Below are 24,567 nucleotides of genomic sequence, written 5' to 3'. Positions count from 1 at the left end.
ACAGCTATGAATAGAGCATGAGAAAAAATTCCCCCAATAAACCAGATAACCACTGAAAAAACTCATGAAAAACAGGCTTTATACGGAACATGCCCATCAATACAGTGAGGCCATCAAAAAAAACATTTATAATGCCAGGTTTGAACGTCCCACGCTGCAAGCCATGATGCCTTATCTCAAAGATAAGTCTGTATTAGATTTAGGCTGCGCTTCAGGGGAGCATTCACGGCACTTGCTGGAAAATGGTGCAAACGTCACTGCAATTGATATTTCACAGAAGATGTTAGAATTGCTGGAAAAACAATTTAAAGGACACCTCAGATGCTACGCGCACGACATTTCCAGCGGGCTGCCAGACGAGCTTGATGCATCTTTCGATCTCGTAATCAGTGCGTTGACTATTCATTATATAAATGACCTGAATCCTCTTTTTTCCGACATCGGACGAGTCTTAAAAAAGGCTGGACGCTTTATTTTTTCAACACATCATCCTGTGCTCGATTTTCAAACGTCTGTTTCCGGCAATTATTTTGAAAAAGAATTAATTACAGAAAAATGGGACGTCATCGGTGAACCCGTCGAAGTTTCATTCTATCGCAGGCCGCTTACAGAACTGTTCGCCGCCATCACCCAAGCTGGTCTGTGTGTTACCGGCTTGAATGAAGGCAATCCGCAACCAGAAATACAAAACATCAACCCCGCAACATACAAAAGGCTTTCGACTAAACCCAATTTTATGTTTGTTGAATGCAGAAAATTTTAGACCCGGAACCGATTAAAATTTATAGATCACTCCAGCCATAATAAAGTTTCACTTCCGTAACCGGAATGCGATTTTTTTCCTGACTGGTGGAGATATAAGCCTCACAGTCAAAGGATTTAATAATCAATTCCACAACTGTAGTCGGAGGTTTATTATGAATTCTGTCCAGAGAACAAATATCAGGAAGCATCTTGAAGAAAAACTTACTGAGCTTGTTAAACGAGTCCAGTCCCGTGACACTGCAGTAGAAAGCTGTGCTGACGACAACGAGTATGCATCCCGCATCAGCGAACAAAAAATCAACCTTGCCCTGCATGTGCGCGAAAGCGAACTCATCGCTGCGCTTGAAGAAACAATAGGGCGCGTCGAGCATTGGGATTTCGGGATCTGCGAAGATTGCGGTGAAGAAATAGCCATTGCCCGCATCAAAGCGAACCCGACTACCCGCTTTTGCGTGTCCTGCCAGTCCCGCATGGAAGAAGACCAACTCGGTCGTGTAGGATAATTTTAATGCGCTCCGCGCTTTTGATTTAAGAGCCTTCGGCGACCCTGCCGGGAGCCTTAAAACCTTTTATCAGGGCTTCGCCTCTGGAAATTATAAAAATTTGCCCCTTTATCGGGCACGGGAAAAAGTATAGTACTGCACTATGCTTTCAAACTTGAAAATATCTGTCATCATTCCGGTTTATGATGAGGCGGAGACTATTCGCTCCTGCATCGCGAATGTGAAGGAATGTTGCGGGGAAAATTCTGAAATCATCATCGTTGACGGCTCTGCTGACGGGTCCACCATGTCCGCTGTTGTCGACGATGAGGTGATGCTTTTATCGTCACCTCCCGGACGAGCGGTCCAGATGAATTCCGGTGCGCAAAAAGCTGAAGGTGACGTCCTGCTCTTTTTACACGCCGACACCACCCTGCCGCCCGATGCGGGTAATCTTATCCGTAAGGCCCTTGCTGCGCCCTGCGCCACAGCCGGGGCCTTTAAGCTCGGCTTTGACTCGTCTTCACGCTCCATGAAACTTATTGCATTCCTCGCTGATCTACGGTGCAGGGTCGAGCGCGTTCCATACGGAGATCAGGCTATTTTCCTTCCCAGAACAACTTTCAAAAAATTGGGCGGATTTCCGGAAATATCACTTATGGAAGATGTAGAATTTTTCCAGTCAATCAAGAAGCAGCGCAAGGAAATAGTCATTCTCAAAGTGGCAGTTATAACTTCGGCCCGTCGCTATATCGACACAGGCCCCTTGCGTTGCGCGCTGCGCAATACTTTTTTACGCGTCCTGCATTTATATGGAGTAAATCCCGCCACACTAAAGAACATGTACCGCAGGCGAAAAACTGAATCATGAAATGCGCTGTTGTCGTCTTTGTAAAATATTCCCAACCGGGTAAGGTAAAGACCCGTCTAGGTAAAGATATAGGCTACGAAGCTGCTGCTGAATTATACACCGCTTTTGTGGAAGATATGCTTGGCAATATGAATAGTGCAGGCCTTGATCCGATCATCACATACGACCCCTTTCAGCCAAAAGAGAAATACCGGGAATGGCTAGGGCAACGCATCTATATTCCCCAGCAGGGCAATGACCTGGGAGAACGCATGCACAATGCGTTACTGGCTGCTTTTGAGCAGGGTTTTGATTCCTGCATCCTCACCGGAAGCGACCTGCCCGATCTCGATCCTGATTGTATTCTTCAAGCTAGACAATCCCTAAAAAAAGCCCCCGTTTGCATCGGACCTGCAAGTGACGGGGGCTATTACCTGATCGGTTTTCAAAAAAAATATTTAACAGATTCCATCTTCAAAAACATGGAATGGAGTACGGAAAAGGTCTTTCCCGAAACAATTTCCCGGCTGAAAAAGCAAGGTATTACTCCGGCAATTCTTCCAGAGCATCAGGACATGGACACTGTGGAAGATTTGAAAAATCTACTCAGCAACCCCAAGGCTTTGAAATTATGCCCCAAAAGCCTAGCCTCTTTAGCAAAAAATTACCGCGCTAAGTCGAATCAAAACTAATAAAAGTTCTTGGACGTCGGAGGCGTTTTAATATTCTACAATATTTAATCTATCTTCATTAGAATCCTTTCGACGGCTGAAGCGCAGACGATCACAGCCTAGATCGTCGATTACTTCAATATCCCAGTTACCGCCTGTCCCGAATCCGCTCATAAGCTCTTCGCGGATACCAAGCCGGACCTGAAATTCCACCACCGGATTGGAAGTGGTATCAAGATGGTTCACAATGATGGGTACAAGTCCGCAAGTCACGCCTTTGAGATCAACAAATTTACTGTCTTCCATTTTATTTTCCAACGCAAAAATTTTCGAAAATTGAATTCAACACTTCCTGCGGCGTAATCTCCCCGGTTATCTCGGAAAGGGCACTGCAAGCAGACTCAAGACGGACACCAAGCAGATCATAAGGAACCTGCATTGCGATATCACCAAGAAGCTCCTCAAGCTCACGATTAGCCTTTTTCAAGGTAACAGCCTGACGAGAGTTCGGAACCAGCGCATCAGGATCAGGCTCACCTGCTCCTTTGAGGATATACTCACGGATCAGGGCTGCCAGCCGCTCAATACCTTGGCCCTTTTTGGCTGAAATTTCAACAACCTCGTACCCGGCTTTACGCATAATTTCAGCAGGAGAAGGATCAGCCTGATCAAGGTCCGATTTATTAATTACCGCAAGGCACTCACCGGCCTTATCTGCAAACTGCGGATCAAGATCAGCAAGAGCAAACGGTTTGGAACCGTCAATGATAAGTAGAACCAGATCGGCCTGAGAAGCCAGATCGCGCCCCATATCCACCCCGGCAAGCTCCACGGCATCACTTGTTTCGCGTAAACCGGCGGTATCAACTACCCGGACCTGTAAACCGTCAAGGTTCAGGGTTTCTTCGATAAAATCACGGGTGGTTCCGGGAATGTCGGTAACAATAGCCCGATCACGACCCAAAAGCGCGTTAAGCAGGCTGGACTTACCGGCATTTACTTTACCGGAAAGAACAGCCAGACCGCCTTCACGCCAGGCCTTGGTCCGTTCAACACCGGATAATATTTCAGAAATATTCTTTGCTGCATCACCCACTTCGGACTGCATCTGTTCAAGGGGGAGACACTCAAGCTCATCTTCAGGGAAATCAACAGCCACACAAAGCTGGGCCCGCAGCTCTTCCAAACGCGCACGCAATCCGCTGATACGCTCACCAAGCACACCGGAAAGCTTAACCTTGGCAAGCTGGGCCGCACCGCGTGAGGGAGCGTGAATCATCTCCGCTACAGCTTCAGCCTGTGTAAGATCCATACGTCCATTCAGGAAAGCTCGCAGGGTGAATTCTCCGGCGTTAGCCAGCCGTGCGCCTTTTAAAAGCACTTCTCCGAGAACAGCACCAAGAATGGCGCGGCCGCCATGGCAATTAAGCTCAATGGTATCTTCACCGGTGTAGGAATTTGGACCGGGCATAAAAACAGCCAAGACGTCATCTATCTCAACGGAATCAGCATCCACTACAGTGCCGTAATGCATGGTGTAGGGCTTAAAACTTGAAAAGGAATCCTTTGCCGGACGGAAAATTTCCTTAGCAATTAATTTGGCTTTATCACCGCTGATCCTGATGATTCCGACCCCGCCGTCACCCGGAGGGGTGGCTATGGCGGCAATGGTCCCGGTGGAAGTTATGGACATATCAATATCTCCCTAAAAGAAAGGATAAACCCCGCAGACCAGAGTCCACGGGGTTTTCAAAATCGTTATTCAGCGATCGTGAACTGACAACTAGTAACGGTTGTAGCGATCACTGTTGTAATTAGTGCTGTTACCGTCTTTGTTGCCATCTTTGTTACGATCGTTAGTGCGGTCGTTACGGCGAGTATTATTGTAACGGGACTGACGGTTACCGTAATTATCGTCTTTGTTGTAACGATTGCCGTAATTATCATCAAAAGGTGCCGGACGGTTGAACTCTTCGCGGTTTCCGAAGTTTTCGTCACGGTTCCTGTTGTTGTAATTGTCATTACGGTTATTGCGTCCACGATAGTTATCGTTGCGTCCGCGTCCGCCGTAATTATCGTTGCGATCTCTGCGTTCTGGACGCTCGGTACGGTCTCTGCGGTCATTACGTTCCGGACGCTCGGTACGATCCCTGCGGTCATTGCGTTCAGGACGTTCAGTACGATCCCTGCGCCCACCACTACGATCATTGCGATCATTACGGGAATTGTAACGGTCATTGCCGCGAGAATTATAACCATCATTACGTCTTCCGCCGCTTCCTGCGCCACGACTGCGACGGGGCAGGATCAGAACCCGCTTCATGGGGCCTTCGCCTTTACTGCGGGTATTGACGTGCTTGTCTTCCTGCAAAGCCATGTGCACTACTCTGCGATGGTAAGAGCTGAGCGGCTTTGTGGACTGAACACGTCCGGTATGCATGGCTTTATCGGCAAGATGCCAAGCCAGCTGACGGAGTTTTTCATCCTGACGCTCACGGTAGTCGCCGGTATCAATCTGAACACGCACGGAAGTCTGCAATTTCTTGGAGACCATACGGTTACAGAGGTATTGCAGGGAAGACAGAGTCTGCCCTTCACGGCCAATAATCAGGCCGGAATTTTCTTCATCATCCACCAGAACATTAACGCGATCTTCGCCCACTTCTATTTCGAGTTTGGGCTTACCCTGAATAATGGGTTCAATCATCGTTTCAAGAGCTTCGCGGACAGCGGCAGCAATATCTTCAGGATCTCCTTCCATAATACTGCGCGGTTCACGGCGTTCTTCACGACGCTCGCGCTGCTCTTCACGCTGTTCTTCACCGAATTCAGACTGTTGTTCTTCAGCAACTGCCGGAGCAGGAGCTTCGTCCCTTACAGCAACTTCGCTTTCAGGCTTAACAGCAATCTCGCCTTCTTCCTTCACTGCAACTTCAGCCTCGGGCTTGATTGCAGGAACTTCAGGCTCGGTGCGCGGAGCAGGAGCTGTTTCTTCTTTAGCAACCGGAGCGGGCTCTTCCCGGCGACGGTCGGCCTGTCTAGGCTCAGGCTGTCTTCTTTCAGGCTGCTCTCTTCTTGGCTGACGACCTCTTCCTCTTCTGGAATCATCGTTCAGCGCATTGCGGTTATCCGCGCCTCTGGGACGGGCTTTAACCTTTGCATTTTTCTTTCCTACCAGACCGAAAACTCCGGTAGAACCTCCACTAAGGATCTCTATCTCAAGTTTGTCGCGATTCAGACTAAAATGATCACAGGCATTATTAATAGCCTCGTCTAAATTCTTCCCCTGGAATTCCATGAATTCGCTCATTCTATCTCCTGATTGTTCTTCACTCCATTAAATCCGATCAGCTTGTTACGCTCTAATTCTTAACATTGCGCATCATCATCCACTGCTGTGCAATTGAAAGTACGTTGTTCACCATCCAGTATACAACCAGCCCGGAAGGGAAGTTGAGGAACATAAAAGTGAACACGAGGGGCAGAAACATCATGATTTTCTGCTGGGTCGGGTCGCCCGCTGAAGGCGTCATTTTCTGCTGCAGGAACATGGTAGCACCCATCACGATAGGAGTGATGTAAAGCGGGTCTTTTGCCGAAAGGTCGGCCAGCCAGACAATATCAGTAAAAGGCAGAAAATGGACGAAATCAGCATGCCTGAGCGCAACTGTTCCCATCAATGCCTTGTACAGTCCAAAGAAAACCGGAATTTGCAGCAGCATGGGCAGACAACCGCCTGCGGGGTTGACATTGTATGTTTTGTAAAGCTGCATCATCTCTTTGTTCAGAGCTTCCCTGTCATCGCCGTGCTTCTCACGAAGTTTGGCCATCATGGGCTGCAGACGCTTCATCTGCTCCATGGATTTGTAGCTCTTGTGAGACAGGGGCCAAAAAAGAATCTTGATGACAATAGTCAGCAGGATAATTGAAATACCGTAGTTGTGGACATACTGGTTAAACCACTCAAGAGCCACGACAAGAGGCTTGGCGATAATATCAAACCAGCCGAAGTCGATCGCCTTGTCGAGATTACCGGGCACTTTCGCCATAAGCGGTGCATCCATGGGTCCGAAGTAGTAAGAGCATGACAGCTTGCGTTCAATATCTTTATCAAAAGAAACATTCTGTTCGGCTGCGATACGGAAAATATCATCCTGCAACTTACCTTTCATGGTCACGGAATCGGAACCGGGAACAAGAGCGAGGATGAAGTAGTTGGAATCAATGGCGGCCCAGCTGATATTGCCGGTTTCACTGACACCGTTTTCGCTGAGTTCGTCGCGATCATTTTCCTCGACCAGACCTTCTGCATTAAACCATGCTATTCTGGTAGGGTTGTAACGGTCATCAGCTGCGGTCAGGCTCTTAGTGGCTGTGGTAAAAGCCAAACGTCCCATGCCGCTGGGATTGGATTTGTTAATAATCCTTACATCTTCGTCAATGAGGTAGTTGTCAGCGTGAAAAGTGAGTCTGCGCTCAATTCTGAATCCTTCCACATCGCCACGAAAAATAATTGTACCGAGTTTGTCACCATCGAGATGGATGTTTCCGCCCTCGTAACCCCAGACTCCATTGGCCCAGGTGGCAATGCCGTTGAGAATAAGTCCCATGGGAGCTTTATTCAGGGCATTAGTACCGACCATGTCCACATCAGGGGAGTCGGCATCAATGGTTGCCTTGAATTTTTTAAGCTTAAAACTTTCAAGAAGACCGCCCTGTGAATTGATCACTGCGGAATAGAGGGGAGTTTCAACGGTGAGTTTTGTTCCCTTGGCGGAAACAATGGCGCTTGTTGAAGCGGGATCAGGCAGCTGGCTTGATACAGGACCGGCGACATTGGAATCAACGGCCTGATTTGACTCGGCGGTTTGCTCCTGTTGCGCAGGCACGGGTTGCTGCGGCTGGGGAGGAAAAAGGAATTGCCAACCGAGAAGAACTGCAAACGAAAGGGCTACAGCTAAAATAACGCGTTTATTATCCATGTCTTTTTTTTCTCACTAAAATTTGTCCCTTCAAATCAAACCGGGACTGCGCGGTGGAATTTTTTTTTGGGCGGGAACGGGATCGAATCCGCCCTTGCATAGCGGATTACAACGCATCAGACGCCACAAAGCGTACATCCCCCCTCTGATCACTCCATGAAGGGATATAGCCTCTATGGCGTACTGCGAGCAGGTTGGATGGAAGCGGCAACACCCCGGAAATAACGGGGATATAAACTTCTGATAAAAGCGTATCGGGTAAAGAAACAGAGTCCGCATTCCCTGATTTCTCATTATTCCCCGCCAGAGGAAAGTTTATTTATCTTTCCGATCATGGGGAGAAGTTCTTTTTCGGCAAGAGCATAAGTTATAAGCCTGCCGTTCAGCGCACGTTTGGGTACAATAATAATATCCGCCCGCACCTGAAAATTTTCCTGATTCAGCCTGAAAAAACTTCGTAGAACCCTTTTAATCCGGTTCCTGACAACAGCAGGACCCTTCTTTCTGCTCACGGTAAGGCCCAAACGGACCCCGCTGGGGCCGCTACCATGACACAGCACAAAGAGTATAAAACTCCTTGTGAAGAGCTTTTTTCCCTGCTCATAGCAGAGATCAAATTCAGGCTTCCTAAGGAGCTTATGCTCCTTCTTCCAACTTAAACGGCTAATCTTTTACGACCCTTTGCACGACGTCTTGCAATAACTGCACGACCGTTTTTGCTGCGGGAGCGAACGAGAAAACCGTGGGTTCTTTTTCTTCTACATTTACTGGGCTGGTAAGTTCTTTTCATTGTTCTATTTCTCCAAGAATTAATAACGTTATAAAGCCGGATACCAAATTCCGGCTACGAGGAACGGGAACATATATCCCCTACTTCAGATATCGTCAAGAAATGTTTTCAATGTGACCGTGCAGCTAAGTGCTTTTAATCTCACTCTGAATAATCTATGCTGCTTCAAAACGAAAACAAGTCCGCATACCCCGATGCGGCCGTACTGTCAAAGTGAATTCATACATAATGCTGACGTGGAGTTGTTTTAACTTGTTTAAAAAGATTTATCACGTGCACATTTTTTTTTCACCGCTTTTTTCATATATTTTCAAGCGGCAACTTTTTTAACGGTCCAAACCAACGGGCTGAACAATTTCAAGGAGCAACCAATGAAACCCGTACAAACATTCTGGGACATCAAACTTGGTGAAATAAAAGAAGTTTTCGAGGACAACGGCTATGAAACATACGTAGTCAAAAGCCAGAAGGCAGCCTCCTCTCTGGTTGTGGATAAAATCATTCCCAAACTGAAACCCAAATCAATCAGTTTCGGCGGCTCCATGAGCGTGGTCGATTCCGGCCTCTACGACAAAATAAAAAAACTTCAGAAAGTAAAAGTCATCGACACCTATGATGTTAATCCGCCCATGGCTGAAAAAATTGAACGCCGCCGTCAGGCTCTTTTGAGCGATCTGTTCATCACCAGCGCAAACGCCTTCACTGAAGAAGGTGAGCTGGTCAATCTGGACGGCACAGGCAACCGTGTGGCAGCCATGGCTTTCGGCCCCCGTAATGTGGTAGTCCTCGTCGGCCGCAACAAGCTCTGTCCCGATCTTGATGCCGCTGTCAGCCGCGTTAAGGAATACGCTGCGCCGGTTAACGCCATGCGCCTCAAGCGTAAGACCCCCTGCGCAGTTACCGGTAAATGTCAGGACTGCAACTCCAAGGATCGTATCTGTAATGTCTGGGGAATCACCGAAAAATCATCGCCAGTAGGACGCATTCACATAGTATTTATCAATGAAGATTTAGGCTTCTAAATTTTGATGCCTTCGGCGACCAGAGGGGAAAAACTTTTGCAAAAGTTTTTCCCCTCTGGACTCCCCTTTTCAAAACCTTTTATTAGGCTTCGCCCTTAGCGCGCTTGTCTTTCCTGAAAATATTTTGAGCAAGAAAATTCATACTGATCATACCCGTGGCTATCGTGAGAGCATTGCCCTATCTGGAAACGAGATTTCATTTCAAGTCGTTGTTGAGCAGACTGATCTATTTATTGTCGCTGAAAAGGATTTGAGTGAGCAGGCACTTGATGCGGTTCACGAAATTCGCGGAATACTGAACGCCCATTTTGTGCTTAACCCGAACTTTGCCACCAGCCTTGTCCCGGTTGCGGTGCCGGGTGATGTGCATGCGGTAATCAAAGCCATGGCGGATAGTGCGCAGGCTTGCGGAGTCGGCCCCATGGCGGCAGTAGCCGGAGCGGTGGCCCAGTTTGTGGCGGATCAGCTTTTGCCCTACTCGCCCAATGTAATAGTGGAAAACGGCGGGGACATTTACATGCACTCAATCAACCCAAGAAAAATCGGACTGCTTTCCGAACCTGATTCAGGGACAAAAATCGGACTGGCTGTAGAAGCCGGAGATTTTCCCCTTTCCATCTGTTCTTCTTCCGGAACCATTGGACATTCACTCAGTCTTGGCAGCGGTGATCTGGTCACTGTCCGGGCCAAAGATGCGCGCTTCGCCGATGCTGCCGCCACCTCTCTTGCCAACCTGCTCAAATCCCCTGCTGATGTACCGCTGGTCATAGAAAAAGCCCGCGCTCTCTCGGAACACGGGCTTGATGGTGTTTTCGTACAATACGATTCAAAAATCGGCGCATGGGGCAATCTGGAATTGATCGCACTCTAAAAAATTACTTCAATTTATAATCAGAACTGCGAAGCATAATAAAAAGTTTTGAAGAGTCCAGAGAAACTTTTCCCAAAAGTTTCTCTGGTCCCGCTGAAAGCGCCGCCGGAGGCAAAATACGATCATCAAAAAGCGCGAAGCGCACAAGCTATTCTTACTGCGAGACAGCTCGCTCAATAGCCATGAACGGCGGACCGTTGTTGTCCTCGCGACTTTTGTAGAGAGCCATGCGGTATCCGAAAGAAATGTAAAGCGGCCCGGAATCAAGCTGATCCGGCTTAAGCTCGAAATCAAAGGGAATACCCTTTCCTTCCTCCAGCTTTTCCGGGGAGAAGACCTGCAATCCCTGAGCGAGTACCTCGCTGTCCATATCGGACAGATAGCCCTGAATCCAGAGTTCACCAATCCATCCGGCCCACATAGGCACACTGTTCTTCTTTACGTAGGCGGTTCCGCGCAATCCGAAACTATCCTTGCGGGGTACGATTTCATACTCAAATTTCATGAACTCCATCTGCATGATACGCGAAATTTCGAGCTTCCACGACTGCCGCTGAAGATGCGAAACACCCAAATGAGCACAACCGGATACGGCAAATATTAACAAAAGCAGTAACCCTGCACAAATAGCGGGCTTAAATTTTTTCATCAAACTCTCCAAACCGATCCCGGTTAAAGTTTTGATTCTACAGATTCAACCTTTCCGTGCAGCCTGTCCACCGCACCCTTGCGGCAGTCGGCTTTCATTAGCATATAAATGCGCTCGCAATCAGTTTCAAGGGCTTGATAACATTTTGTCACCACATCCATAACTTCGGCCCACTCCCCTTCAATACAGGTCCCCATGGGACCAAGCTGGCAGGGAAGTCCGCACTCGCGGATAATTTTCACAACCCTTGCCACGTAAGGACTGACACTTTCGCCCTTATCCGTAGGGAATATTGTCAATTCAACAAGAACACTCATTATCTGCTACTCCATACACGTTGACACTGCTTGTCAACTCATTATAAGTTCGGCCTCCCGAATACCGACACTTAAATTACCCGCCATTAATTTTACAAGGAGTAAAATCACATGGGTGAATATTATATGCCTGCGGAAGACGAAGGCAAATTTCAACAGCTGATAACTTGGATGAAGGACAAAAAACGTCCCCGTCCCTCTTTTCCGCGCGCCATTCAGATTCAAACCACAAGCCATTGTAATGCCATGTGTTTGTTCTGCGGCTGGAAACATACTCATAATACACAGCCTCAAGGCCATATGGAAGATGATCTTTTCAAAAAAATCATCGATGAGACCAGCAAACATTTCATCGGCCGTATCAGCCCTTATTTAATGAATGAACCGCTCATGGATAAAAAAATGCCTGAGCGTATCGCGTACATTGAAAAAAACAGAAAGCCTTTCACCCGCACCAAGATTAACACCAACGGTGCTCTGCTTACTGAAGACATGAGCGAACGGCTTATTGAATCCGGCCTGCGCCATCTCTGGGTTTCCGTGCAGGGCTATTCCGCCGAGACTTACACTGAATCCATGGGCATCAAGAAATTCAACATTCTAGATAACATTGATAGATTCCTCGACATCAAGGAAAAGAAAGGTGCCAAACGACCCAAAGTCTCCATCACCACCCTTGATACCACCATCGTTCATGATGAGCTGGAATACGCCAAGAAGCATTGGGCCAAGCGTGATGTAACCTTCAAGATCCACCAGTTGGATAACCGCGCCGGGGACGACATCAGCGGCTTAAGCACTCAGAAACAAAAACTCAAACGCGACTGTGATCTTTTCCTCAAGCAGGCTTACGTACTCTACAACGGGGATGTAATCATCTGTTGTCACGATTGGCGCAGAACCGTAGTTCTCGGCAACCTCTATAAGAACACCTTAGAGGAAATCTGGAACTCCGATCACTTCATTTCCCTGATCCGCCAATATCAGGCCGGGGATTTCAGCAATTTGAAAATCTGTAAGACCTGCACCGGCTAGATTTATAAAATATTTGTATTTATTATCAGGCCGTAGCATCTGTTATGGCCTAACACACAAACATTTAACGGGGATTTTATGAAAAAGAGAATAGTAATGTAATCCGTCTGCTGACGGGTTGTTTCCGCGGCAGGCGGAGGACTCCGGGTTTATTGCGGTCCGGGCAGATGCCCATTCCAAAAACTAAAGAAACAGGAGTCATCCAATGACGCAGATTAATTATTCAAAATCATCAAAATACACCGATCTGGATACCATATACGCTCAATGCAGCGGTCCCGGCGGTCTAAAACTCAGCGATTTCATAGCCCGGAAAATGGGTATATGGAACGGAGCAAGGCTGCTGGATATCGGTTGTAACCGTGGAATTCAGGCCTGCTTTCTGGCAAAAGAATACGGAATATCCGTGTTCGGCATTGATCCGTGGGACGACCGTATGGACGGTAGGCCAATGGTGGAACATGCCCGGGCCAATGCTCATGAATGGGGTGTGGAAAATCTGGTTTTAACCCAGAAAATCGGAGTGCCCGAAACGCACCTTGCATCTGAATCATTCGACTTTGCCAGCTCAACGACAGCGTTGGAGATGGTCCGCGGAATCAGCGGTGAAAAGGGCTATATTGAATGCCTTCAGGAGATTCACCGGATACTCAGGCCGGACGGTGTCTTCGCATTGGGAGAGCCGATGCACCTTGACGTACCGTTGCCCGAGGACTTGGAACCTTATGTTTCACAACCGGAATTCCCGTGGAAAGAATGCTTCAGGACTGTGGACAGCACTGTTGCCGACGTTAAACGGGCCGGATTTGAAATCATCGAAAGCGGCTATGCCCCTGATGCATGGGACTGGTGGATGGAATTCGCCAAACACGACCCTTTCTGCAAAAAGGACCCGGACAATGATCCGAAAACCCTTGCTGTCGATAACGGACGCTGGACCAGCTTCGGTTATATAATCGCCAAGAAATAGAAATAAAGGGGTGGATGCTAAAGCATCCATCCCTTTTACTTTTTAGCCCATTCTTCGTTGCAATAAAATAAAATCAGCCACCGTAAGCATGGCCATGGACTTGAGCACCGGGACAATGCGCGGGATAGCGCAGATATCGTGCCTGCCGCCGATTATGATTTCCTCCGGCTTACCATCACGGTTAACGGTCTGCTGCGGCTTGCTGATGGACGGAATGGGCTTAACGTAAGCACGGACAACAATATCCTGCCCGCTGGAAATACCGCCCAGAATGCCGCCGGCGTTGTTGCTGCGGAAACCATCCTCATCCATAAAATCATTATTCTCGCTGCCAAGGGCATCGGCAGCCTTGCAGCCCGAACCAATCTCAACCCCTTTAACAGCCCCTACAGACATGAGCGCGTAAGCAAGGCGGGCGTCGATTTTATCGAAAACAGGCTCGCCCAGTCCGGCAGGCACGCCTTTGATGCGTACTTCAACAACGCCGCCGAGGGTATCGCCCTGAGAACGGACTTCTTTGACCCGCTCTTCCCAGCGGGGGATCACATCAGGATCGGCAGCGAAAAATGGCATTTCGTAAGCCTTTTCGGGATCTTTCACTCCCCCGTCAATTCCGCCGATACGGACAGAGTAAGCCTGACAGGTTATACCCTGTTGGCGCAAAAGCTCCTGCGCCACTGCCCCCCCGGCAACGCGGGAAACAGTCTCGCGACCGGAAGAACGGCCGCCGCCGCGATAATCACGAAAGCCATACTTGGCATCAAAAGTCCGGTCGGCATGTCCGGGCCGGTACACATTCATTATTTTGGAATAATCATGGGAACGCTGGTCCGTATTCTCAATGTGAAAACCGATGGAAGTTCCGGTAGTGCGCCCTTCAAAAACACCGGAAAGAATCTTGACCCGGTCAGCCTCTTTGCGGGCGGTGGATGCAATGCCCTGACCGGGTTTACGGCGGTCCAATTCAAGTTGGATAATTTCTTCGCTTAGTTCAATCCCCGCCGGGCATCCGTCGATAACTCCGCCTAAACCGGGACCGTGAGATTCACCATAGGTGGTAACCTTAAAAATCTGGCCGAATGTATTGCCGCTCATATTATTTCTCCCCTTTGCTGAAGAATTTGTAGCTTTCTAAAATCTGGTCACATACGTCTTCAATTGGAGCGGAGCCGTCAGCTACTAGACTCGCGCAACCGGAATAAAGCGTCTCCCGAGCTTCAAGCACTTCCCGGACTTCATCCACAATGGACTTTCCGGTAAGCGACGGACGCTGATCATGATTGGGATCGGCCTGCAAACGGTTGGCGAGGGTCTGCACATCCGCCTTGATATACACGGTAAATTTTTTACTGAGCAGGGTCCTGTTTTCCTCGCGAACTACGATTCCACCACCGCAGGAGATAACCGCGCCCTGCTTTTGCGCCAGCTCGCCAAGTACTTCAGCTTCAAGACCACGAAAACTCTCCCAGCCGTTTTGCTCCACGTACTGCGTTATTTCACAATCCGCTTTTTTTACGAGCACTTCGTCAGTGTCATAAAAGTCAAGATGCAGCTTATCGGCAAGTTGTTTTCCCACGGTGGTTTTACCGCAGGCGCGGGAACCGATCAGATAAATATTGGATACCATAATTCTCCCGATTGATAATCAGCTGTAAAAAATGTTTTATTTGTCAGGCACATTTAGTACAACCAGCAGTGTACGTTGAATAATAAGAATTGCCGACTGCAAAATATACGTTTGCGAATAGGATTTTCTACCGGACATGATCCGGTCAGTACCGGAAAATTTTCATGAAAAGAAGGTCACAGGCGTGACTGTGAAGAAGCGAACTGAAAAAGCAGTCTGCGGATGCAGATAATTAACCGGAAAAATAGCAGGCTTGTCAAGCCTTGGAGAAAAAGATGCCCCGATGCACACAAAAAGGATTATTCCTGATTCTTTCGATTATACTCCTCACCTTCTCCGCTGCCGCAAACTCACAAGCCGAAACAGCCACCCAAACCCTGCTGAGTATGGTCGAAACCCTTGATGCCGACATCCAGCGACAGGAAATAACTGTCAAAGAACTGAACAAGCACATTCCGGCCATGATCACTAGATATGATACAAGACTTCATAAAGCACAGGTCCGTCTCGACCAGTTAAAAATGTTGCGTGGAATGGCCAAACAGACTCCGTGGTCCTACCGCACGGTCATAATGCAGCTGGACGATGTTAAGTCCTATGTTCAACTTGCAAAATCTGATTTGCTCATCGAAAAAAACAGGCTCAAGAAAATCAAGCAGGGTTTCGATGTTATTAATGAAATTCATTTCAAGACCAAAATTACCGACCAGCAACTTAAGCATAAATTGGTAGAAACCAGAGACAAATATTTACGTGTTCGCAAGGAAGCGGCCACTCTGAAACGAACCATTGATGCGGCACTGCTGAAATCAGACAAATTTATCGAATCCATGGCTGAAGACCGCGAAGTCACGCACAAATTTTATGCCCAAACCCTGAAAAGCTTTTATTTTGAGCCGGCACTGATTTTATTTTTTCCGCAGGCTTGGAAAGATATCGGGTACTCATTTGATGAATGGCGGGACAGTTACACTAAATTCTACCACCCACTTATCGTCTGGGTTGAATGGGATAATTTCCTGCTGATCATGTGCGGTATAACCATTGTCCTCTGGCTGACCCTGCGCACTCTGGTAAAAAAAATGCTCCGCAGACCCATGTTCAGCAACCATAAACTCTCATTCTACAACACGGGTCTCTTCCTGATCTCGCTTGGTACGGCAATTCTTTTCGCCCGCATTTTGACCCTTTTCACTGCCAACCAGATAACCGGACTGCTCTGGACCGAAGCCATTACCCTTGGTGCCATCATTTGTACCCGCAATTTTCTCTGGGCACGGGAAAAGGTTCAGCCTGCACCGCTCATTTATACTCCAATGTTCATCCTCTGGAGCCTGATGACCGCCGGGGATATCATGCACATGCTGACCCTGCCTGCGGAATGTTTGTCCGTAGTCTGGTTTCTGCTCAGTCTGACGGGGCTGGCAGCCATGCACGCCAACCGCAACAGATATACCCTGCAAATAACCCGTTCCACATTCAAGGCGAACAAAGTTGTCCTTGCCAGTTCCGCAATTTTCACCCTGTTGGGATTTGGCACGCAGGCCATGATGCTGACCCAGATCTGGTTCCTCTTTCTGGTAACCATGAAGATTTGCGCGGCCCTTAAAACAATTATGATCACCGACCTGCCCCAGCCGGAATACCAGCTTCCCGAAGATAAGGAACTTGACGAGGACGAGCAGAAAAAATTTGAACAGGGATTACGCGAAGCACAGCACCATAATCAGATGGTCCAGCTATTTTACCCGCTCTCTGTTTCTGTGATCATTTTCATGTTCATCGGCTGGGCCACGGCTTACATGGGCGGTGTTCCTTTTGCCCGCTTTGTATTCCGGCACATGGACATGAACATTGCCGGAGCGGACATCTCGGTAAAAAATCTTTTTTACATCCTTATTCTTTTCTTTGCCGCACGTCTGGCCCTTTTCTGGCTGAAATCATTTGTCACCAATACTTCAATTAACGGGCAACGCATTGAATCGGCATTAGCCCATACCCTTTCCACCATCGGATCATACATTGTCTGGGTGGTATTCCTGCTGGCTTCCTTCTTTCTGCTGGGCATTCCCATGTCCGCACTGACCTGGATCGCCAGCGGCCTTTCCATCGGAATCGGTTTTGGGATGAAGGATATTGTCAGCAACTTTGTGAGCGGACTGATCATCCTCTTCGGCGGATCAATCAAAAAAGGGGACACCCTGCAACATAAAAAGATAATCGGCACGGTAGCCGATGTTTCCATCCGCAACACGACCCTTAAGGCTTTAGACAACAGTATGGTCATCATCCCAAACTCAAGTTTCCTTAAAGGTGAAATCATCAACCTCAACTATCAGGACACCCGCATCAGAGTGACTATTCCGGTCACACTTGTTCCCGGCTCAAAGGTCAAAAAAGCCAAAAAGATAATGATGAAAGTAGTCAAGAAACATCCCAATGTACTCAAAGATCCTGCTCCTAATCTTTTATTCAAACGTTTTGGACTGTTAGGATTGGACTTTGAAATGAACTTCTGGGTCAGCCACTTTGAGGATAAATTCCCCACGGAATCGGATATTATGGATGAGTTGGACCAAAAATTCCAAGGTAAGAAAATCAAGGTAGCCTTTCGCGGAGTCAAAACCAAATACAAACCTAAAGGCGATGAAGCGGCCCAAATTGCGGCTCAGCGTGAAGCCCTCAAGGAAAAACGGAAACTTGTCAGCAAGACTTTCAGATCTGCGGCCCTGCGGAAACACCGTTTCCTGAATAAAATAGAATTAGATAAACCAGAATAAAAAACGGGGCACAGCCTAGGCTGTGCCCCGTTTTATTTTACTTTGGTTCTACCGGATAATCAGACCTGTACCATTGATGCCAGCCGCCCAGAAGCGCATTAACATCCTTAAAACCCATCGTCTTCAGCTTTCGCCCCACACGGGAGCTTGTGTATTCGCTGGGTCAGGCACAATAGATTACTATCTCTGCGTCCTTGGGCAGGCCTGCTGCCCATTCCTTTTCCTTGCCGGCCTTGCCGCGGATTGCGCCCTTGATCTTGGACTCACTGCCACGCCAGTCGGAACCACTGCGGGAATCAATGATCACCAACCCTTCCGAGCCGAGCTTGCGTTCCAGATATTCTCCGGAAACACGGGGGACTTCTTCTGCACCGGCCGATTGCGGGAAAACCGCAAGACTTGCCAAGACAGCAAGCACGGAAGCAAGCAGAAGCAATATTAAACGGTTGCCCATTATTACCTCCAATGATTTGTATGATTTTACATGAAGCAAATTTTGAGGCTCACTTACATAATATCAGATCAAAACCGCAGGACAAGCAAAACAGGCATAAACCTTCTTATTTATAACTGACTATATTCAACTCTTCGTCTTCAGGATCATCCTGAACCGCATCATTCTTAACTTCTTCGCCTTCTTCAGAATCTGATTCCTCTTCGCTGTTATCTTCGGAAACTTCTTCCAGCGGAGGATAATCGCAATATTCCTTCATGGTAAAACCAAGGGCAACCCCTGCCACGGCCAGACAGCCGAGTGCATAAAGAAAGTAATTGAGGAATTCGATATTCAAACAGCAGACAGCAGCGGCAACCGCATGCAATCCCAAAGTCAAAAATCTGGGCAGATAAAAACGTCCAGCCTTGCGCATGGCGATAATCCCCAGCAAATCAATCAGGGCGTAAGACCCGAACCAGAAACAAAGACCTGCGGAAATGAGGGATTCCAGTTCATCCTTTCCAGCCCAACCATTGACCAGCATAACAGTGATGATCGCGCCAATGAAGACTGCCGCGCCCCCGGTTGCATAGCGGGAGTAATCCTCTGCAAGAACCCCGCGAACCCGGTGCCCGAAAAGACGAAACAAGGCACAAAGCCCTGCAAAGGTTGCAAACACAATGGTTCCGCCCATAAGCAGGCGACCTTTGCCTTCAAGAACCTGCGCAGCAACCGCAAGATGGGGAACAGTTGAGCTGAGCAACTCTTCAGGAGTCTTGACAAGCAGGGCTGCCCAGACAAAAAGCCCGAAGGCAACAAGAATCAAAAAAACAGCAGGAACGGCCCTTGACCCCTTGTTTTCAAAAACCAGCGGCAAGTCAAAGCCCACAAAGGCGAGTACGCCCAAAAATACCAATTGCAGCCAGCCAAATGGTCCGGCTTCAACAAATCCGGCAGGCAGTAGCGGAGAAAACAATTTCGGCAGTTCTGTTGGATAGCCCATGTGCTCGGCTACGGGTTGATTGACCATCACCGCCACATAAATGAAGAAAACAAAAGCCAGAGTCAAAGTTCCCCCGAAAAGATCTCCGGAGTATTTCTTTGAAAGCAGGCAAGCCCAGACAGACAGGCCGAGAATGGTAAACGATGCAGCAAGATTGGGAAAAGAGGTGATAAAAATTTCGTTAACCGCATATCCGGCAAGACCCAGCCACGAAACAGCCAGTACAGTCAGGGTAAAGAAACGGGCCGCATCAAGAAATCCGAATGCAACACGGTCAACAGGGGTGGCCCGCAGTTCTCCGGACGAAAGTTTATCCATACTGCGTGCGGTACAGATGGCTGAAAGTGCGGCCAGAACGAGAAGTCCCAGAAAAGCAGCCCCGCCCAGCCCGGCACCATGTCCGGCAGCCTCAAGTCCCCTTGGAGACATCATTACAGCAAGAGATGTAAATATACCGCTCATTTTATACCCTCCGGTGTATGTAAAAAAGCGAGCTATCTATTATAGCAATAAATGCGCGCAGTTTCAAAAAACAAACTTCCTGTCCGCATACTAGCAGACAGGAAGCCGTAAAAACATAGAAGAAGGCCGAATATGGCCCGATTAATTCAAAATGTCTAGAAGGCACCCATACATTCATCCATGGTATCGTAGATGGGCAGGAAAGAAACAAAACCGGAAAGATCAAAAACTTCCCTGATATAATCCTTGAGGGAACAAAGCATGAGTTTGCCGTCTCCGCCCTTGAGTTCCCTGGCAGCCTTGAGCAGGACTCGCAGTCCGGCACTGGAAATGTACTCCAGATTTTCAAAATCCAGAATGATCTTGCTTTCGCCGTCCTGAATCATATTCAGCAGCCTTTCTTCAAAATCATTGGATGTATTAGAATCAAGTCGCCCTTTAAGTTTAAAGGTAATTATCCCATCGTTTTTAATTTCACCGACTTCAAGACCCATCTTTTCCTCCGTTTTCCCATTGTGCCGTCTGGTGCTCGGCATTACCGCATACCATCTTAAATATAAAAATCCGCCCGGCGGACCGTTTATCTTATAGTACAATAAAACTATTGAACATTTTTGGTCAACGTCAATTTATTCTTTCCGTCTGCCCATGCATATTCAATGCTGTCCATCATTTTTCGCATGAAATGGATTCCCAAGCCCCCGACCTTGCGTTCCTCACAACTGCACTCCATATCCGGTTCAGGCGCGTCAAGAGGATTGAATTTCTTGCCGTCATCTTCAATCCAGATGGTGAGGAACCCGGCCTTAAGTTCCATGATAAGGTCAAACTTATGCCTGTCGGACTGGCACCCGTAACTGACAAGATTAGTGAAAAGCTCATCAAGAACAAGATTAAGCTCAAACACTGTCTTATCGGAAATGCCGTTTTCACTGCCGAAAATCTCAATTTTCTCAGCAAGAACCTTGAGCTCAGAAATATCTGAGTTCAGCGAAAAAGAAGATGTGACGCTGTCTACTGTCTGCGTCTCCAGATTATTTACCAAAACCTTATCCTCAATTTTCTCGTGTGGAACTGATAATACGATTACCGCACATAAGTTAGAAAACCCTTGTCGCTGCGTCAACAAAAAGGTAATAAATTTTTGTTAGATATATTGCTAAACAGGAGTATTTAATGATCACCAAGCGTCCGCTAACCTACTGGGTGAAAAACAGTAATATGAAATTGCAGCTCATATTACTTGTTGTCATCTTTTTCACAGTAGCAGTCAGACTGGTTCCTCTGGAAATGCAGAAGAAAATCATCAACCAGGCCATCAGTATGCGCAAGGTTGACCTGCTCTTCATGTACTGCGGCTTCTACATTGCGTCTGTTGTATCCGCAAGCCTTCTCAAGTACCTCATTACAGTCCTGCAAACCTATATCGGGCAGGAAGCACTGGCGAAGATGCGTAAGGAACTATATGCACACATCCTGACCCTGCCGCTGAGCTATTTCAGAAAGGCCAATCCGGGTATGGTTGTCTCCTCGCTGGTGACCGAACTTGCGCCCGCCGGGGAATATGTAGGCCAGTCAGTAGCTGTCCCGGTTACAAACCTGCTCACGTTGATCGCCTTTGCCGGGTACATGTTCTATCTGAACCCGATCATGGCCGGTATTTCCATCGCCCTGTATCCCTTTGTTATTTATCTGGTTCCCAAGCTCCAGAAAAGATCAAACAAAGCCAACAAGAAAAGGGTCGATACCACCAGACACCTGAGCAGCCACATCAACGAAACAATTTCCGGTATCCACGAAATCCACGGCAACGGTTCCTACCGCATTGAAAACCGTAGATACGGCGCGTTTGTTGACCGTCTTTTCAAGATCAGAATCACCTGGATTCTTTACAAGCAGGGCATCAAAGTCCTGAACAACTTTTTCCAGAATCTTGGCCCCTTCCTGCTCTTTATTGTCGGTGGTTACCTTGCCATTCAAGGTCGTTTCGATCTTGGTGCGCTGGTTGCTTTCCTTTCCGCCTACGAAAAAATTTATGATCCGTGGAAGGAACTTATGGATTTCTATCAGGTCCATAACGATGCCGGTGTCCGCTACAGCAGGGTCATGGAATACTTCGACACCAAGCCTGAATTTGAGCTTGAACCTGAAGGGCGTGAGCCGGTTAAACTCAAAGGCAATATTGAAGTCCAGAACCTCGGCTTCACTGTTTCAGGAAATATCAGGCTGCTCAAGCAGATCAATATGCAGCTCAAACCCGGAGAGCAAATGGCTCTTGTGGGATTTTCCGGCAGTGGTAAAAGTACGCTGGCTCAATGCGTATCCCAACTATATAAATACACGGGAGGCTCGGTAAAAATCGACGGCTATGAGGTTGGAGACCTCACCAAAGCAGACATGGTCCATAATATGGGAATCGTGGCCCAGTCGCCGTTTATTTTCTCCGGCACAATCAAGGACAACCTGCTTTACTCCTGTGCAGCTGTTCTTGAGGGTGACCCCGATGCCGAAAAGAAAATGCCCACCCGCGACAATATGATTGAAGCTGTGCAGCAGGCCGGAATATTCGTAGATGTACTGCGTTTCGGCCTGAACACCCTTCTTGACCCTGAAAAAGAAGCTGACCTTTCGGAGCGGCTGGTCAGGGTGCGTAAAAACTTCCATTCCGACTTCGGTGATCGACTTGCCGAACATGTGGAGTTTTATCAGGACGGCAAGTATCTGGACTTCACCTGCGTAGCCGGAAACATCCTTTTCGGGCATCCGAATGATAACAGCTTCTCCGGCAGGCAGCTTGTAAGCAATGAGTATTTCCAAAACTTCCTCAAGGAAGCACAGCTGGAAACTCCGCTGCTCAGCCTTGGACGAGAGCTTGCAAAGCAGACTGTCGACATTCTGGGTAACCTCCCGCCGGATGAAGTCTTCTTTGAACAAAGTCCCATTCCTTCCGAGGAATTTGAAGAGTACAAGCAACTCACCGGACGTATTGAAGAGACTCCCCTGATGGACCTCAAAGGCAAAGACCGCGAGATGCTTCTGCAACTCGCATTGGGATTTGTTCCCGGAGTTCATAAGATTGTAGCCCTTCCCGCAGTTTTGAAAGGCTTGATCCTTGACGGAAGGCAGATGTTCAATTCCAGAATTACTGAAGACAGGCCGGAAACATTCAGCTTCTACCAGATGGCTGAATTCATCCCCTCTCAGACAATTCTGGACAACATCCTTTTCGGTAAACCGAAAACAGACCATCCCAAGGTTCAGGATGCCATCAACCAGTCCATGATCCAGCTGCTCATCGAGGAAGATCTCCTCGAAACAGTTGTCGAACTGGGCATGGAATTTCAGGTGGGCACCAAAGGCGACAAGCTTTCCGGCGGTCAGTGCCAGAAGCTTGCCATCGCCCGGACCTTCCTCAAGAATCCTCCCATCATGATTATGGACGAGGCCACTTCCGCTCTGGATAACAGATCTCAAAACCGTATTCAGGGACTGCTGGAAACCAAGTGGAAAGGAAAGGCAACGCTTATCTCGGTAATCCACAGGCTGGATACCATTAAAAATTACGACAAAGTGGCAGTCATGAAGGCTGGTAAATTAATGGAAGTTGGTCCCTATGATGAGCTTATGGCCAAGAAGGGACATCTTTATGAACTCGTACATGGAGCACATTAGTCATGGCAGCAGAAACAAGTGAATACCAAGAGCATTTGGAAATAATGAGGGAAATCCCTTACTTCTCCGGTCTTGACCTTGAAGCTCAAAAGCTTATCGCCTACCTCTGCGTACGTGAAAAATTCTCCGCCGGTGATGAGGTATTTGCCTGCGGAGACCATGACCAATCCGCCTACTATATCATGAGCGGATCCATGGAAGCCTACCTGGATAACAGCCCCACCAAAATCCAATCCTTCAAGGAGGGCGATTTTGTAGGAGCACTTTCACTCATCGGGGATTCCAAACGTTTATTCACCCTCAAGGCTACTTCCGATTGCGTATGCTTTCGGCTGACCAGCGACAAATTCAAGAAGGCTCAGGAACAATATCCTGTAATCAGCAATAAATTCTTGAAAGCCACTGTTGACATGATAAGTAATTGGGAAGAAAGATTCATTGCAAACTACAACTCAGGATGCTCCGGTTGCACTACCGGAATAGGACTGACTCTCATTTAGATACGGCCATCGGCCTGACAGGAATGATTATATGAAAAAAGCTTTATCTTTAATGTTACTGCTCTGCCTGCTGGGAGCATCAAGTGCTCTGGCTGCGCAGAACGCCCCTGAATCCGTAGCCGGGATTACCATTGGAAACAATGTTTCCACTGTCCGTTCTCTCCTTGAGATGAACTCCGAAACCTCCCCCTGGCAGGAGGAATACATCAGACGGATCGGTCTAAAAGACATGGAAGGCTATAAAGGCGGATATATTGTGGTGGGTAATTGCAAACGCAAGGACATTATCCTGCGCATGAAACTCAAATACGCTGATGGCAGCATGTCATTTTTCAACAAGCTTTACGGCAAAATTGAAAAACAATTCGGAAAGCCTAACGACTGGCGCGGAAACCCATTCGGCACCCTCAAGGTATGGAAATGGTCCCTCGGTGATGCAGACGGCAACGTAAGCCTCATTCTGCAACACTTCAGCGGGGAGGACGACTCCATCACCAGAGGAAACTCCATTCGCCTTTCGCGTCCATCATGGATCGAACAGGAAATGGAATGCTGGGACATGACCCACCCACCAGTGAAAGAAAAGCCTATTCCTGCCAAAATGGAAGGCATGAAGTGGTTTATGCCTTACTAGTTTGAACTTTGATATTGTGAAATAGAAAGCCTCCCTGCGCCAGCGGGGA

The 24,567-nt window shown here is 47.9% G+C and carries 27 protein-coding genes; 12 read left to right on the top strand and 15 right to left on the bottom strand.

The features are described 5' to 3' along the window. Window positions 1-64 precede the first annotated feature (64 nt). From FMS18_RS02155 to FMS18_RS02140, 4 genes are all read left to right on the top strand, one after another. The gene (locus FMS18_RS02155; protein ID WP_163292109.1) at window positions 65-763 is read left to right on the top strand and encodes a class I SAM-dependent methyltransferase; all 699 of its coding nucleotides are present in this window, start codon (window positions 65-67) and stop codon (window positions 761-763) included. Window positions 764-917: 154 nt separating this feature from the next. Next, complete coding sequence (locus FMS18_RS02150; protein WP_163292108.1) at window positions 918-1,268, top strand: TraR/DksA family transcriptional regulator; 351 nt, start codon at window positions 918-920, stop codon at window positions 1,266-1,268. Between the two features lie 142 nt (window positions 1,269-1,410). Further along, window positions 1,411-2,118: a TIGR04283 family arsenosugar biosynthesis glycosyltransferase gene (locus FMS18_RS02145; protein ID WP_163292107.1), complete on the top strand. Its 708-nt coding sequence runs from the start codon at window positions 1,411-1,413 to the stop codon at window positions 2,116-2,118. Further along, a complete protein-coding gene (locus tag FMS18_RS02140) occupies window positions 2,115-2,789 on the top strand; it encodes a TIGR04282 family arsenosugar biosynthesis glycosyltransferase (protein ID WP_163292106.1) in 675 nt (224 codons plus the stop codon). The genes FMS18_RS02145 and FMS18_RS02140 overlap by 4 nt, the downstream gene beginning before the upstream one ends. A gap of 27 nt (window positions 2,790-2,816) precedes the next feature. Here FMS18_RS02140 and FMS18_RS02135 read toward each other — a convergent pair whose 3' ends face one another. The 7 genes from FMS18_RS02135 to rpmH form a co-directional block, all read right to left on the bottom strand. Next, window positions 2,817-3,074 (bottom strand): hypothetical protein, encoded by a 258-nt coding sequence (locus FMS18_RS02135; RefSeq protein ID WP_163292105.1) that lies wholly within the window; start codon window positions 3,072-3,074, stop codon window positions 2,817-2,819. A 1-nt stretch (window position 3,075) separates the two neighbouring features. Beyond that, on the bottom strand, window positions 3,076-4,461 hold the full coding sequence (gene mnmE / locus FMS18_RS02130; RefSeq protein WP_163292104.1) for a tRNA uridine-5-carboxymethylaminomethyl(34) synthesis GTPase MnmE: 1,386 nt from the start codon (window positions 4,459-4,461) through the stop codon (window positions 3,076-3,078). 90 nt (window positions 4,462-4,551) lie between these two features. After that, a complete protein-coding gene (gene jag, locus FMS18_RS02125; protein ID WP_163292103.1) occupies window positions 4,552-6,078 on the bottom strand; it encodes an RNA-binding cell elongation regulator Jag/EloR in 1,527 nt (508 codons plus the stop codon). A 52-nt stretch (window positions 6,079-6,130) separates the two neighbouring features. Next, on the bottom strand, window positions 6,131-7,750 hold the full coding sequence (gene yidC / locus FMS18_RS02120) for a membrane protein insertase YidC (RefSeq protein ID WP_163292102.1): 1,620 nt from the start codon (window positions 7,748-7,750) through the stop codon (window positions 6,131-6,133). 30 nt (window positions 7,751-7,780) lie between these two features. Continuing rightward, on the bottom strand, window positions 7,781-8,029 hold the full coding sequence (gene yidD / locus FMS18_RS02115) for a membrane protein insertion efficiency factor YidD (RefSeq protein WP_163292262.1): 249 nt from the start codon (window positions 8,027-8,029) through the stop codon (window positions 7,781-7,783). A gap of 14 nt (window positions 8,030-8,043) precedes the next feature. After that, window positions 8,044-8,418 carry a ribonuclease P protein component gene (gene rnpA / locus FMS18_RS02110; protein WP_163292261.1) on the bottom strand — a complete coding sequence of 125 codons (375 nt, stop codon included), beginning with the start codon at window positions 8,416-8,418 and terminating at the stop codon, window positions 8,044-8,046. Then, the gene (gene rpmH / locus FMS18_RS02105; protein WP_136674522.1) at window positions 8,406-8,540 is read right to left on the bottom strand and encodes a 50S ribosomal protein L34; all 135 of its coding nucleotides are present in this window, start codon (window positions 8,538-8,540) and stop codon (window positions 8,406-8,408) included. Before rpmH ends, rnpA begins: the two co-directional genes overlap by 13 nt. 371 nt (window positions 8,541-8,911) lie before the next feature. On the opposite strand from rpmH, the gene FMS18_RS02100 reads away from it, so the two are divergent. Further along, window positions 8,912-9,562, top strand: a complete 651-nt coding sequence (locus tag FMS18_RS02100; protein WP_163292101.1) for a lactate utilization protein — start codon at window positions 8,912-8,914, stop codon at window positions 9,560-9,562. Window positions 9,563-9,686: 124 nt separating this feature from the next. Continuing rightward, window positions 9,687-10,433: a UPF0280 family protein gene (locus tag FMS18_RS02095; RefSeq protein WP_163292100.1), complete on the top strand. Its 747-nt coding sequence runs from the start codon at window positions 9,687-9,689 to the stop codon at window positions 10,431-10,433. Between the two features lie 154 nt (window positions 10,434-10,587). On the opposite strand, the gene FMS18_RS02090 is transcribed toward FMS18_RS02095, so the two are convergent. After that, window positions 10,588-11,082 carry a hypothetical protein gene (locus FMS18_RS02090; protein WP_163292099.1) on the bottom strand — a complete coding sequence of 165 codons (495 nt, stop codon included), beginning with the start codon at window positions 11,080-11,082 and terminating at the stop codon, window positions 10,588-10,590. Between the two features lie 23 nt (window positions 11,083-11,105). Beyond that, complete coding sequence (locus tag FMS18_RS02085; protein ID WP_163292098.1) at window positions 11,106-11,399, bottom strand: MTH1187 family thiamine-binding protein; 294 nt, start codon at window positions 11,397-11,399, stop codon at window positions 11,106-11,108. A 111-nt stretch (window positions 11,400-11,510) separates the two neighbouring features. Here FMS18_RS02085 and FMS18_RS02080 point away from each other — a divergent pair, with 111 nt between their 5' ends. Together FMS18_RS02080 and FMS18_RS02075 are read left to right on the top strand one after the other, a co-directional pair. Further along, window positions 11,511-12,434, top strand: coding sequence for a radical SAM/SPASM domain-containing protein (locus tag FMS18_RS02080; protein WP_163292097.1), 924 nt, complete (start codon window positions 11,511-11,513; stop codon window positions 12,432-12,434). Between the two features lie 205 nt (window positions 12,435-12,639). After that, entirely contained in the window at window positions 12,640-13,404 is a 765-nt protein-coding gene (locus tag FMS18_RS02075; RefSeq protein ID WP_163292096.1) for a cyclopropane-fatty-acyl-phospholipid synthase family protein, read from the top strand. A gap of 42 nt (window positions 13,405-13,446) precedes the next feature. On the opposite strand, the gene aroC is transcribed toward FMS18_RS02075, so the two are convergent. Next, the gene (gene aroC / locus FMS18_RS02070) at window positions 13,447-14,499 is read right to left on the bottom strand and encodes a chorismate synthase (RefSeq protein ID WP_163292095.1); all 1,053 of its coding nucleotides are present in this window, start codon (window positions 14,497-14,499) and stop codon (window positions 13,447-13,449) included. A gap of 1 nt (window position 14,500) precedes the next feature. Beyond that, window positions 14,501-15,031 carry a shikimate kinase AroL gene (gene aroL, locus FMS18_RS02065; protein ID WP_163292094.1) on the bottom strand — a complete coding sequence of 177 codons (531 nt, stop codon included), beginning with the start codon at window positions 15,029-15,031 and terminating at the stop codon, window positions 14,501-14,503. 275 nt (window positions 15,032-15,306) lie between these two features. Here aroL and FMS18_RS02060 point away from each other — a divergent pair, with 275 nt between their 5' ends. After that, window positions 15,307-17,811 carry a mechanosensitive ion channel family protein gene (locus tag FMS18_RS02060; RefSeq protein ID WP_163292093.1) on the top strand — a complete coding sequence of 835 codons (2,505 nt, stop codon included), beginning with the start codon at window positions 15,307-15,309 and terminating at the stop codon, window positions 17,809-17,811. A 37-nt stretch (window positions 17,812-17,848) separates the two neighbouring features. On the opposite strand, the gene FMS18_RS02055 is transcribed toward FMS18_RS02060, so the two are convergent. The 4 genes from FMS18_RS02055 to FMS18_RS02040 form a co-directional block, all read right to left on the bottom strand. Next, complete coding sequence (locus tag FMS18_RS02055; protein ID WP_263577284.1) at window positions 17,849-18,265, bottom strand: rhodanese-related (seleno)protein; 417 nt, start codon at window positions 18,263-18,265, stop codon at window positions 17,849-17,851. Between the two features lie 106 nt (window positions 18,266-18,371). Further along, window positions 18,372-19,712, bottom strand: a complete 1,341-nt coding sequence (locus FMS18_RS02050; RefSeq protein ID WP_163292091.1) for an APC family permease — start codon at window positions 19,710-19,712, stop codon at window positions 18,372-18,374. 155 nt (window positions 19,713-19,867) lie between these two features. Continuing rightward, window positions 19,868-20,206 (bottom strand): STAS domain-containing protein, encoded by a 339-nt coding sequence (locus FMS18_RS02045; RefSeq protein ID WP_163292090.1) that lies wholly within the window; start codon window positions 20,204-20,206, stop codon window positions 19,868-19,870. Window positions 20,207-20,313: 107 nt separating this feature from the next. Continuing rightward, complete coding sequence (locus tag FMS18_RS02040; RefSeq protein WP_163292089.1) at window positions 20,314-20,757, bottom strand: ATP-binding protein; 444 nt, start codon at window positions 20,755-20,757, stop codon at window positions 20,314-20,316. A gap of 131 nt (window positions 20,758-20,888) precedes the next feature. Between FMS18_RS02040 and FMS18_RS02035 the strand changes: the two genes are divergently transcribed. The 3 genes from FMS18_RS02035 to FMS18_RS02025 are packed head-to-tail and all read left to right on the top strand — an operon-like array spanning window position 20,889 to window position 24,518. Then, window positions 20,889-23,384, top strand: a complete 2,496-nt coding sequence (locus FMS18_RS02035) for an ABC transporter ATP-binding protein/permease (protein WP_163292088.1) — start codon at window positions 20,889-20,891, stop codon at window positions 23,382-23,384. A 2-nt stretch (window positions 23,385-23,386) separates the two neighbouring features. Continuing rightward, entirely contained in the window at window positions 23,387-23,884 is a 498-nt protein-coding gene (locus tag FMS18_RS02030) for a cyclic nucleotide-binding domain-containing protein (protein ID WP_163292087.1), read from the top strand. 31 nt (window positions 23,885-23,915) lie between these two features. Continuing rightward, complete coding sequence (locus tag FMS18_RS02025; RefSeq protein WP_163292086.1) at window positions 23,916-24,518, top strand: hypothetical protein; 603 nt, start codon at window positions 23,916-23,918, stop codon at window positions 24,516-24,518. Window positions 24,519-24,567 lie beyond the last annotated feature (49 nt).

The organism is Desulfovibrio sp. JC022, assembly GCF_010470665.1.
GTDB lineage: Bacteria > Desulfobacterota > Desulfovibrionia > Desulfovibrionales > Desulfovibrionaceae > Maridesulfovibrio.
This window is presented reverse-complemented; position numbering and strand designations above follow the sequence as displayed.

Bases quoted from the DNA above. Each gene is read 5' to 3' on its own strand.
- FMS18_RS02155 (WP_163292109.1), top strand. From the start codon at position 65: ATGAAAAACAGGCTTTATACGGAACATGCCCATCAATACAGTGAGGCC.
- FMS18_RS02150 (WP_163292108.1), top strand. From the start codon at position 918: ATGAATTCTGTCCAGAGAACAAATATCAGGAAGCATCTTGAAGAAAAA.
- FMS18_RS02145 (WP_163292107.1), top strand. From the start codon at position 1,411: ATGCTTTCAAACTTGAAAATATCTGTCATCATTCCGGTTTATGATGAG.
- FMS18_RS02140 (WP_163292106.1), top strand. From the start codon at position 2,115: ATGAAATGCGCTGTTGTCGTCTTTGTAAAATATTCCCAACCGGGTAAG.
- FMS18_RS02135 (WP_163292105.1), bottom strand. From the start codon at position 3,074: ATGGAAGACAGTAAATTTGTTGATCTCAAAGGCGTGACTTGCGGACTT.
- mnmE (WP_163292104.1), bottom strand. From the start codon at position 4,461: ATGTCCATAACTTCCACCGGGACCATTGCCGCCATAGCCACCCCTCCG.
- jag (WP_163292103.1), bottom strand. From the start codon at position 6,078: ATGAGCGAATTCATGGAATTCCAGGGGAAGAATTTAGACGAGGCTATT.
- yidC (WP_163292102.1), bottom strand. From the start codon at position 7,750: ATGGATAATAAACGCGTTATTTTAGCTGTAGCCCTTTCGTTTGCAGTT.
- yidD (WP_163292262.1), bottom strand. From the start codon at position 8,029: ATGCGGACTCTGTTTCTTTACCCGATACGCTTTTATCAGAAGTTTATA.
- rpmH (WP_136674522.1), bottom strand. From the start codon at position 8,540: ATGAAAAGAACTTACCAGCCCAGTAAATGTAGAAGAAAAAGAACCCAC.
- FMS18_RS02100 (WP_163292101.1), top strand. From the start codon at position 8,912: ATGAAACCCGTACAAACATTCTGGGACATCAAACTTGGTGAAATAAAA.
- FMS18_RS02090 (WP_163292099.1), bottom strand. From the start codon at position 11,082: ATGAAAAAATTTAAGCCCGCTATTTGTGCAGGGTTACTGCTTTTGTTA.
- FMS18_RS02085 (WP_163292098.1), bottom strand. From the start codon at position 11,399: ATGAGTGTTCTTGTTGAATTGACAATATTCCCTACGGATAAGGGCGAA.
- FMS18_RS02080 (WP_163292097.1), top strand. From the start codon at position 11,511: ATGGGTGAATATTATATGCCTGCGGAAGACGAAGGCAAATTTCAACAG.
- FMS18_RS02075 (WP_163292096.1), top strand. From the start codon at position 12,640: ATGACGCAGATTAATTATTCAAAATCATCAAAATACACCGATCTGGAT.
- aroC (WP_163292095.1), bottom strand. From the start codon at position 14,499: ATGAGCGGCAATACATTCGGCCAGATTTTTAAGGTTACCACCTATGGT.
- aroL (WP_163292094.1), bottom strand. From the start codon at position 15,031: ATGGTATCCAATATTTATCTGATCGGTTCCCGCGCCTGCGGTAAAACC.
- FMS18_RS02060 (WP_163292093.1), top strand. From the start codon at position 15,307: ATGCCCCGATGCACACAAAAAGGATTATTCCTGATTCTTTCGATTATA.
- FMS18_RS02050 (WP_163292091.1), bottom strand. From the start codon at position 19,712: ATGAGCGGTATATTTACATCTCTTGCTGTAATGATGTCTCCAAGGGGA.
- FMS18_RS02045 (WP_163292090.1), bottom strand. From the start codon at position 20,206: ATGGGTCTTGAAGTCGGTGAAATTAAAAACGATGGGATAATTACCTTT.
- FMS18_RS02035 (WP_163292088.1), top strand. From the start codon at position 20,889: ATGATCACCAAGCGTCCGCTAACCTACTGGGTGAAAAACAGTAATATG.
- FMS18_RS02030 (WP_163292087.1), top strand. From the start codon at position 23,387: ATGGCAGCAGAAACAAGTGAATACCAAGAGCATTTGGAAATAATGAGG.
- FMS18_RS02025 (WP_163292086.1), top strand. From the start codon at position 23,916: ATGAAAAAAGCTTTATCTTTAATGTTACTGCTCTGCCTGCTGGGAGCA.